The organism is Yeosuana sp. (assembly GCF_057126245.1).
In genome coordinates, this window is the sequence record NZ_DBNGMQ010000022.1 from 1 (window position 1) to 9,486 (window position 9,486).

Annotated in this window: 12 protein-coding genes; 9 read left to right on the forward strand and 3 right to left on the reverse strand. The window is 32.0% G+C overall.

The window, feature by feature from the left end:
• The coding region (locus AC15TD_RS02300) for an IS6 family transposase (protein ID WP_484450523.1) at positions 1-482 on the forward strand (482 nt) is incomplete at its 5' end.
• Positions 483-630: 148 nt separating this feature from the next.
• Here AC15TD_RS02300 and AC15TD_RS02305 read toward each other — a convergent pair.
• Positions 631-1,062, reverse strand: a complete 432-nt coding sequence (locus AC15TD_RS02305; protein ID WP_484450524.1) for an RrF2 family transcriptional regulator — start codon at positions 1,060-1,062, stop codon at positions 631-633.
• A gap of 115 nt (positions 1,063-1,177) precedes the next feature.
• Here AC15TD_RS02305 and AC15TD_RS02310 point away from each other — a divergent pair, with 115 nt between their 5' ends.
• The 8 genes from AC15TD_RS02310 (at position 1,178) to AC15TD_RS02345 (ending at position 8,137) form a co-directional block, all read left to right on the forward strand.
• Positions 1,178-1,678, forward strand: a complete 501-nt coding sequence (locus AC15TD_RS02310; protein WP_484450525.1) for a c-type cytochrome — start codon at positions 1,178-1,180, stop codon at positions 1,676-1,678.
• Positions 1,679-1,704: 26 nt separating this feature from the next.
• Complete coding sequence (locus tag AC15TD_RS02315) at positions 1,705-2,289, forward strand: fasciclin domain-containing protein (protein ID WP_484450526.1); 585 nt, start codon at positions 1,705-1,707, stop codon at positions 2,287-2,289.
• Positions 2,290-2,318: 29 nt separating this feature from the next.
• Positions 2,319-4,274 carry a Sec-dependent nitrous-oxide reductase gene (gene nosZ / locus AC15TD_RS02320; RefSeq protein WP_484450527.1) on the forward strand — a complete coding sequence of 652 codons (1,956 nt, stop codon included), beginning with the start codon at positions 2,319-2,321 and terminating at the stop codon, positions 4,272-4,274.
• A gap of 93 nt (positions 4,275-4,367) precedes the next feature.
• Complete coding sequence (locus AC15TD_RS02325) at positions 4,368-4,985, forward strand: hypothetical protein (RefSeq protein WP_484450528.1); 618 nt, start codon at positions 4,368-4,370, stop codon at positions 4,983-4,985.
• Positions 4,982-5,410: a nitrous oxide reductase accessory protein NosL gene (locus tag AC15TD_RS02330; protein ID WP_484450529.1), complete on the forward strand. Its 429-nt coding sequence runs from the start codon at positions 4,982-4,984 to the stop codon at positions 5,408-5,410. The genes AC15TD_RS02325 and AC15TD_RS02330 overlap by 4 nt, the downstream gene beginning before the upstream one ends.
• A gap of 9 nt (positions 5,411-5,419) precedes the next feature.
• Positions 5,420-6,661 (forward strand): nitrous oxide reductase family maturation protein NosD, encoded by a 1,242-nt coding sequence (locus AC15TD_RS02335; RefSeq protein WP_484450530.1) that lies wholly within the window; start codon positions 5,420-5,422, stop codon positions 6,659-6,661.
• Positions 6,655-7,362: an ABC transporter ATP-binding protein gene (locus AC15TD_RS02340; protein WP_484450531.1), complete on the forward strand. Its 708-nt coding sequence runs from the start codon at positions 6,655-6,657 to the stop codon at positions 7,360-7,362. Before AC15TD_RS02335 ends, AC15TD_RS02340 begins: the two co-directional genes overlap by 7 nt.
• Entirely contained in the window at positions 7,355-8,137 is a 783-nt protein-coding gene (locus AC15TD_RS02345; RefSeq protein ID WP_484450532.1) for an ABC transporter permease, read from the forward strand. The genes AC15TD_RS02340 and AC15TD_RS02345 overlap by 8 nt, the downstream gene beginning before the upstream one ends.
• Here the strand turns inward: AC15TD_RS02345 and AC15TD_RS02350 are convergent.
• Both AC15TD_RS02350 and AC15TD_RS02355 read right to left on the reverse strand, forming a co-directional pair.
• Positions 8,134-8,358, reverse strand: coding sequence for a hypothetical protein (locus AC15TD_RS02350; RefSeq protein ID WP_484450533.1), 225 nt, complete (start codon positions 8,356-8,358; stop codon positions 8,134-8,136). The genes AC15TD_RS02345 and AC15TD_RS02350 overlap by 4 nt on opposite strands.
• A gap of 172 nt (positions 8,359-8,530) precedes the next feature.
• Positions 8,531-9,319, reverse strand: a complete 789-nt coding sequence (locus AC15TD_RS02355; protein ID WP_484450534.1) for a TlpA family protein disulfide reductase — start codon at positions 9,317-9,319, stop codon at positions 8,531-8,533.
• Positions 9,320-9,486: the final 167 nt, after the last annotated feature.

Below are 9,486 nucleotides of genomic sequence, written 5' to 3' on the forward strand. Positions count from 1 at the left end.
ATAAAAGAAAGAAAGCTGTTGGCAAACGCTTGCGAATGGATGAAACTTATATCAAAGTTAAAGGGCAATGGCGCTATTTATATAGAGCAGTTGATAAACAAGGCAATACAGTTGATTTCTTGTTAACCAAAAGAAGACAAGGTATGAGTGCGCAATCATTTTTAATCAAAGCTATTGGAAGTAATGGAAAACCTGATCTTATCAATATTGATAAAAGTGGAGCTAACAAACACGCTATTAGAGTTTATAATAAACGTTCTTTTTCTAAAATCAAGGTAAGGCAATGTAAGTATCTAAACAACATTGTTGAACAAGACCATAGATTTATTAAAAGGCGAATTTTAAATGGTTTGGGATTTAAAGAATTTGAGTCCGCCAAGAGGACACTAGCAGGAATAGAAATAGTACATATGATTAAGAAAGAACAGTTGATTTCTAATAGAAAATCAATGTTTAAGTCGTTTCAATTATTGGCTGCTTAATCCATGAAATTAAAGGATAATTTTTTATTTTTTTTAATAGATGCGATAGAACCAACACAAATTATTGAATTATTCTTGAAATTAAAATTGAAGGGTTTTATTATTTAATATTTTAATTCCAAAGATTAAAATTATTTGAGAGTTCAAATTAAAGAGGTAAACTTGACTTTCCGTTTTGCACATCTGAAGCCAAATCATTAATAGTTTTTTGTTTTAAATTTTTAATCAAAACACTTCTTGATGGACTGACGAGTTCATGAACTGGACATGGATTATGATGGTCGCAAGTTTCTAAACTTAGTAGGCAAGTATTTAATTTTTTTTCACCTTCAATTACCGCAATAATATCCATCACATTTCTAGTTTTATCCTTGTCACTTAAAAAAAATCCTCCTTTTGGACCCCTTGTTGAAGATATTAATTTTTGCTTAGCAAGTTCCTGTAATAATTTAGCAATATATGGCTTCGGAACGTTTATGGGGTCAGCAATATCCTTTACCATAATTTTATTTTCTTCACTTGATTTTATTGCTAAAAACAATACCGCTTTAATGGCATATTTGGATGAATTTGATATCATTTTGTAAATATATTTTTTTGTTCAAATTAAAAAAGATATTTTTGTCTTAAATATGATTAATATCATATTTATAAAGTCTACAAGATATTATTTTTAATCTATAAAATTATAAAGCATGAAATTAATAGTAACAGTTTTAACCATTTTACTTTCGATTAGTCTAATTAGTTGTGGTGGAAAAGAAGAAAACAAGAAAGAAGGTTTTTCTTATGAAAAAAAGACCACAACCAAAACGACTCCCGCAGCTCCTGTAACGAAGATTCCGGCATCTCAACAAATCAATTTATTAGATAAAGGTGTTGGTCCAATTACTTCACTTCAATTACCAACAGAAATAGACCAAACTATGGTTACCCATGGTGCTGAAGTTTATAAAAAAATGTGTACGGCTTGCCACAGACCAGAAAAAAAGTTTATTGGTCCTGCTCCAAAAGGAATCATGGAACGTAGAGCTCCAGAATGGATTATGAATATGATTTTAAATCCAGAGCAAATGGTTAAAGAAAACCCATTGGCTAAAGATTTATTGATGGAATTCAATGGTGCACCTATGGCGAATCAAAATCTAACGGAGGAAGAGGCAAGAGCTGTATTAGAATATTTTAGAACACTTTAAAACACAAACACTCTAAATAAAACCAAATGAAAACACTAATCAAATTATTATTTTTTATTGTGCTTTTAGTATGTTTTGTTGCTTGTAATGGTAACTCAAAGACATCAGAAAATACAACAAACGAAAAGGCAGATAATGAAAGAGCTAGCCAAAAAGAAGGGCAGGCTTTTATGAAAGATGAAGGTGGTACACCAAATGCATTACAATTAGCTATAAGCTCTGAAGACCACACTACTTTAGTTGCGGCAGTACAAGCGGCTGAAGTAGAAAATGCATTAGTAAATGTAGGACCACTAACAGTGTTTGCTCCAAACAATGCTGCATTTTCAAAAATTGATAAAGCAACTCTAAATAGTCTTTTAGAGCCAGAAAATAAAAGTAAACTCGCTTTTATATTAACGCATCATGTTGCACCTGCTAATTATCCTGTAGAGATGTTAAAAAAGAATGCCGCAAAACGACGTAAACTATATATGGCCTCGGGTAAATATTTAGATGTTACAGAAAAAGATGGAGACCTTTATGTTGACGGTATTAAAATACTGGGCACAGTAAACGTTAGCAATGGATGGGTGCACGTTACCGAAAGTGTAATTCTACCTAAAGACTAACTAAAATCGACTAATTAAAATAAATTTATATGAATACAATAGGTAAATATTTACTTGGAATTTCTGCTCTTATCTTTTTGACAAATTGTGGTAATAACAGTAATAATAGTAATTCTGGAGCTATGTCTTCGAGCAAGGCGGAGAAAGTGTATGTTGCACCAGGTGAACATGATGAGTACTATGCTTTCTTTTCTGGAGGTTATAGTGGTAACATTACAGTTGCTGGACTTCCAAGTGGCAGAATGTTCAAGGAAATCCCTGTATTTTCTCAGTTTCCAACGTCTGGATATGGATATTCTGAAGAAACAAAGCCAATGCTTAATACATCATTCGGTTTTGTACCTTGGGGAGATGCTCACCATCCGGATATTTCACAGACTAATGGTGAATTAGATGGACGATGGATCTTTATCAATGAAAATAACACACCACGTATAGCGCGTATAAGTTTAGAAACTTTTGAAACAGAGGAAATTATTGAGATTCCTAATAGTGCTGGTAATCATGCCTCTTCATTTGTGACGGAAAATACGGAATATATTGTCGCAGGTACGCGTTTTGCCGTACCTAACCCACAACGCGATATGCCAATCAATGAAATGAAAGGGCAATTTAAAGGGCCTCTTTCTTTTGTAAGTATAGCAGATAATGGTAGAATGAACTTAGAGTTTCAATTAAACATGCCAGGTTTCAACTATGACTTGGCGCATCCAGGACGTAATAAATCTCATGGATGGTTCTTTTTTACAAGTTATAATACAGAAGAGGCTAATACATTGATGGAAGTTAATGCATCTCAAAATGATAAAGATTATATCGCAGCTGTAAACTGGGAAAAAGTTGTAGATTATGTAAAAAATGGTGGTGGTAAAAAAGTCGCTGGAACATATGCGCACAATGTTTATGATGAAAAAACACACACTGCTACTTCTACTATGAAGGAAGGTGTAATTTCAGTAAATCCTACAGAAGTAGAAGGTGCTGTATATTATATTCCAATTCCAAAATCACCTCACGGATGTGATGTTGATCCTTCAGGTGAATACATTATTGGTAGTGGTAAATTATCTACAGATCTCAGTGTATATTCTTTTGAAAAAATACTTACAGCAATAGCAAACCAAGACTTTGTTGATGACGCTTACGGAATCCCAGTTTTAAGTTATGAAAATACAATAGCTGGTGTAGTTACTCAACCAGGTTTAGGACCTTTACATACTGAGTTTGATGGACAAGGAAATGCTTATACAACATTCTTTATTTCTTCTGAGGTAGTGAAATGGAAATTAGGTACTTGGGAAATTCTAGACAGACTACCAACCTTCTACTCTGTAGGTCACCTTATGATTCCTGGAGGAAACTCCAGAAAACCATTCGGTAAATATATGGTTGCTATGAATAAAATCACCAAAGACCGTTACTTACCAACAGGCCCTGAGTTAGAACACTCTGCACAGTTATATGATATTTCTGGTGATAAAATGGAATTATTGTCTGATTTTCCAACTCATGGCGAACCTCACTATGCGGCTGGAATTAGAGCAGATCTTATTAAAGAAAAGAGTAAAAAATATTACGAATTATCTGAAAACGAACACCCGTATGCTGCCAAAAGCGAAAGTGAAGCTACGGTTACGCGTAAAGGTAATGAGGTACATGTTAGTATGACTATGATTCGTAGTCACTTTTCACCAGATAATATTGAAGGCGTAAAAGTTGGAGATAAAGTATACCTGCACATGACGAATCTAGAACAAGATTTTGATGTGCCTCATGGTTTCTCAATAATCGGTGCTAATACGTCAGAGATTTTAGTAATGCCTGGCCAAACCAAAACGATAGTTTGGGAACCAAAGCGTGAAGGTGTATGGCCATTCTATTGTACAGATTTCTGTTCTGCGTTGCACCAAGAGATGCAAGGTTATATAAGGGTGTCTGCAGCAAATTCAAACACACCTTTAAAATTCACTTTAGATGATGAATAAAAGAGTTAAATAGTTTTAGTGTTAAAAAATGTTATTTAACTCAAAAATGGGCGAGTCGTAATATCTCGCCCATTTCTTTAAATTAAAAACCACATGAAATCCGCAAGTATATTAATGATAATAGGATCAGCCCTATTACTTGGATTATTTATTTTTCCTTTATGGAGTATTGAATTAGAAGCTCCACAATACCCGAGTGGTATTGGAATGAACATTCATCTCAATGGTCTTCAAGGTAAAGAAAAACATGATTTACAAAACATCGATGGCCTAAACCACTACATAGGCATGAGTAAATTGCCAAAACCCGAAGATATGTGGGAATTTAGTGTGTTTCCAAAAGTTATTGGTGGTATGGCTGCCTTGGGAATTATTACTGGTTTATTAGGTTTGTTTAAGTCTATTTCGCCAAAATGGTTTTTATGCTGGTTAGTTCTTATGATAATTTTAGGTATATTGGGAATGTATGATTTTAATGCTTGGATGGTGGATTACGGAACCAATTTAGACCCTAAAGCCATCATGAAAATGACAGATGCAGACGGAAATCCATTAAGTTATAAACCACCATTATTTGGAACAAGACATATCTTAAATTTCGTAGCAAAATCTTATCCGAATACTGGCGCTTATATGATGGGCTTCGGTATGTTCCTAACTTTTGTTGCCTATTGGATAGGAAATAAAAAAGTAAAACCTTTAAAAGCATGAAACGCCTTGGCCTTTTACTAGTGTTTTGTTTAATGTTAGGTTGTAGTAAAACACCTGAACCAATTAACTATGGTGCAGATACGTGTCAGTTTTGCAAAATGACCATTGTGAATAAAACACATGCGGCTCAAATGGTTACAAATAAAGGCAAGCAATATAAATTTGATGCTATTGAGTGTATGATTAGATTTTTAGGTGATAAACAAGATCTTGTATCAAAAAGCAACCTATTAATTACTAATTATATCTCACCAGGCATTATGACCTATGCTAAAACTGCTGGTTACGTAGTGTGTGACGAAATTAAAAGCCCAATGGGAGCTAATCTTACAGGATTTATATCTTTAGAACAAGCAAAAGCAAAAATCACTTATAAATCAGCCGAATATTATGACTGGAAAGGTGTTTTCGACAAACTTAATTAAATTGAATTCATGAAAATACACTTTGGTATTGTTTTATTTTTAATTTCAACCTGCTTTGCAATCGCAAAAACAATCACGGTTTGTAAAGCAGGTTGTGATTTTAAGACCATTCAAGCAGCGGTAGACAGCTCAAAAAGTGGTGATAGTATTTTCATTAAGGCAGGTCTTTATAAAGAATCTAATATAGTTGTTTACAAAAAATCTCTTCATGTTACTGGAGAAGAAGGCACAATAATAGATACTCAACAAAATGGTTATGGTTTTTCAGTAGAAGCTACTGATATTATTATTAAAAATCTAACTATTAAAAATATAGAGGTAAGCTATACTAAAGAATATGCGGCTATTTTACTTTTTAAATCCTATGATTTTGTAATTGAAAATATTACCGTAGAAAATGCCTTTTTTGGCTTTCTGATTCAAAAATCTAAAGATGGTCTTGTGCATAATAATACTATTTCAGGAGATGGTAAAGCAGAAGCAGATTCCGGTAACGCCATTCATCTATGGCATTGCGAGAATGTAAATATCACTAATAATGACGTTAGAAGAATGCGGGATGGTATCTATTTAGAATTTGGTAGTAGTGCCTATATATCTAACAACTATTCTACCGAAAATTTGCGCTACGGATTACATTTTATGTTCTCAAATAACAATACTTATGAAAACAATACCTTTGAAGCTAATGGTGCAGGAGTAGCTGTAATGTTTTCGAAAAAAATTAAAATGTATAATAATGTCTTCAAGAAAAATTGGGGAACCGCTTCTTATGGAATATTACTCAAAGAAATTAATGATGCCGAATTAAAGCACAATATTTTTGAAGATAACACTATTGGTATTAATGCTGATGGAACAAACCGAATAACCTTCACTGAAAACACGTTTCTGAATAATGGATATGCCATAAAAGTTCATGGTGCTTGTTATGACAACATCTATTCAAAAAATAACTTTTTATATAATTCTTTTGATTTGTCTTATTCAGGAAATTTAAATAGCAATAAATTTGAAAACAATTATTGGAGTAGTTATACAGGTTATGACTTAGATAAAAATGGTATTGGTGACATTCCATACAGGCCAGTAAAACTCTTTTCATACTTGGTTAATAGAACCCCAGAAAGCATCGTATTGTTGCGTAGTCTTTTCATAGATATTATAGATTTTTCTGAAAAAGTATCACCTGTTTTCACACCCAAAAATCTTATTGACAACCAACCTTTAATGACGCAAGTTATATGGTAGAAATAGTTGATTTGTATAAAAGTTTTGGTAAAAATGAGGTCCTAAACGGCATCAACTTATCCATTAATGAAAGTGGTATTTTTGCAGTACTAGGCCCTAACGGATCAGGTAAAACTACTATTATAAAAACTATACTAGGTATGGTGATTCCAAATAGTGGAAGTATTAAAGTTTTTGATGTTGATGTTAAGAATAACTCAGACTATCGCCATAAAATAGATTATTTACCACAGATTGCTAATTTTCCAAGTAACTTAAAAGTTAGCGAACTCATTAAAATGATTAGGGATTTGAGAGGCAAGACCGATGCAGGCCAAAATCTAATTGAAAAATTTAAGCTAGAGCCTTTTCTAAATAAAAAGTTAGGGACATTATCTGGAGGGACAAAACAAAAAGTAAATATTGTGTTAACCTTTATGTTTAATAGCCCAATAATCATTTTAGACGAACCCACAACTGGTTTAGATCCAATTTCACTAATACAACTTAAAGAACTTATTAGAACAGAAAAAGCTAGAGGAAAAACAATCTTAATTACGTCTCATATCATGAGTTTTGTAGAAGAAGTTGCCGATAAAATTGTTTTTATTCTCGAAGGAAAAATTTACTTTAATGGGAGTATTAGTGAATTAAAAACTAAAACGAAGCAACAAGATTTTGAGCATGCCATTGCAAACATATTAACCGAAAATCATGCTTAAAATATTAAAATATAGTTTTTTTGATTTAATGCGTAGTAGCTGGAGTTATGTCTATTTTGCATTTTATTTTCTTTTAGGTATAGTACTGCTATTTCTTAACAACGATTTATCTAAAGCTGTAATTACACTTATGAACGTCATAATTGTTTTGGTTCCGCTTATCGGAACTATTTTTGGTGTGATGTATTACTATAATTCTAAGGAGTTTACAGAACTTTTATTGGCACAACCCTTAACGCGGTCATCCATTTTTATAGGTCAATATTTAGGTGTAGCTTTATCACTTTCAATGAGTTTAATTTTAGGTCTAGGATTGCCATTTATTGCTTATGGTTTGTTTAAATCTAATACTATATGGGACTTCTCATTATTACTAGTTGTTGGTGTTTTTTTAACCTTTATTTTTAGTGCTTTGGCTTTTAACATCGCGCTTTCAAATGAAAATAAAATTAAAGGTTTCGGTTATGCCATTTTACTTTGGTTGTTTTTAGCAATCATTTATGATGGTGTTTTTTTATTGTCACTTATCATATTTGAAGATTATCCATTAGATAAATTATCATTAATAGGAAGCATGTTAAATCCTATTGATTTATCAAGAACTCTTATACTATTAAAGCTGGATATTTCTGCCTTACTGGGTTATACAGGAGCCGTTTTTAAACAGTTTTTCGGAACAAATTTAGGGTTAGTTGTCTCCTTAATTATGTTATGTATATGGGTGATTATTCCAGTTTTTAGAATTGTATATAAATCAAAACGAAAAGACTTCTAGAAAGTTAAAACATTTCCCCATTTTAATAGGTAAATAATAAACACTGTAATTCCACCACTAAAGAATAATGCTCCAGTCCAATAAAAAGTTCTTGTTCCCCATTGTTTGAACATTTTTTTACCGTATTCTTTTTCAGCATATCCATTCGTCAGTTTCCAATAAAGAAAAGTGACTATTGAGAAAAGTGATATTACTATTAATATTATCCAAATATTTTCCATTTATTAAATTTTTAGTTTTGTTGCTCTTAATTGTTGCCAACGGTCTCGGCTAAGAGTAGTTGCGTGGTTTAGTGTTAAACTTTGCATGTACACACCAAACTGAAAATCCGCGAGTATTTTCAGAAGTAAGCGAGAACAAGCAATTACTTTTAGCCATTGTTGCCAGCAGTTTTTATTCCGAAATTAGTTTTTTGATTTCTTTTGCTAATTTATCTACGTTTCCTTCTGCATTTCCAATAGAAATATATTTTATAATTCCATTTTGGTCAATTAAAAAACTTTTTGGGATAGCTCCAGTGGCATATTTATTCCAAATTTCCTTTTTTGGGTCAATACCTACATTGAAGTCAACTCCATATTTTTTCATTTTGTCCATTTTTTTCTCAACCTTTTCTTTATTTTCTCCAATAGACACTGCAATTAAAATGAAATTTTCATCTTTAAATGGTTCAAGTATTTTTTCAGGGAACTCCGCAAATTCCATAAGACAAGGCGCACACCAAGTAGCCCAATAGTTTAACAGGACAACTTTTCCTTTTAAATCCGAAAGATTTATTTTTTCTCCATTTATCATTTCGACAGTGAATTTATTTGCAGTGTCGTTAATGTTTAATTTTAATTCGCTATTACGATTTTTTGTTTGAGGAATCTCTTTATTCTCTGCACTTATTTTATTTTGACGTTCTGCTTTTTCTTTTTCGGAAAGTAAATCTATTTTGATTATAAACTCTCTATCTCCAATTTTATCACCAAATTTTTCTGCAAGTTCATTTCTTTCTTTCTCCGTTACTCCTTTATTCATTCCTTTTATCAATCCTTGCTGTCCTAATTCTCCAAGTTTTTCTTTGGTTATAATTTGATTATTAGCAATAATTACGTATTCTGGTTTCTTTATTTCTTTTTCTTGTGCAAATAGCGTAAATCCATAAAGTGTGAAGATTAATACAATTAATTTTTTCATTGTTCTTGTTTATTCAGATTATCGTTCGTTTTTTTTTCAAATGTCTTGTCCTGAAATATGGCTACAGGTTAAAATTGATTTACGCTGTTAATTTATATACCATATTTGGTGTTTTATAGTCTAAAGATAAATGTAATCTTATTTCGTTGTATAAATTAATTGCATTT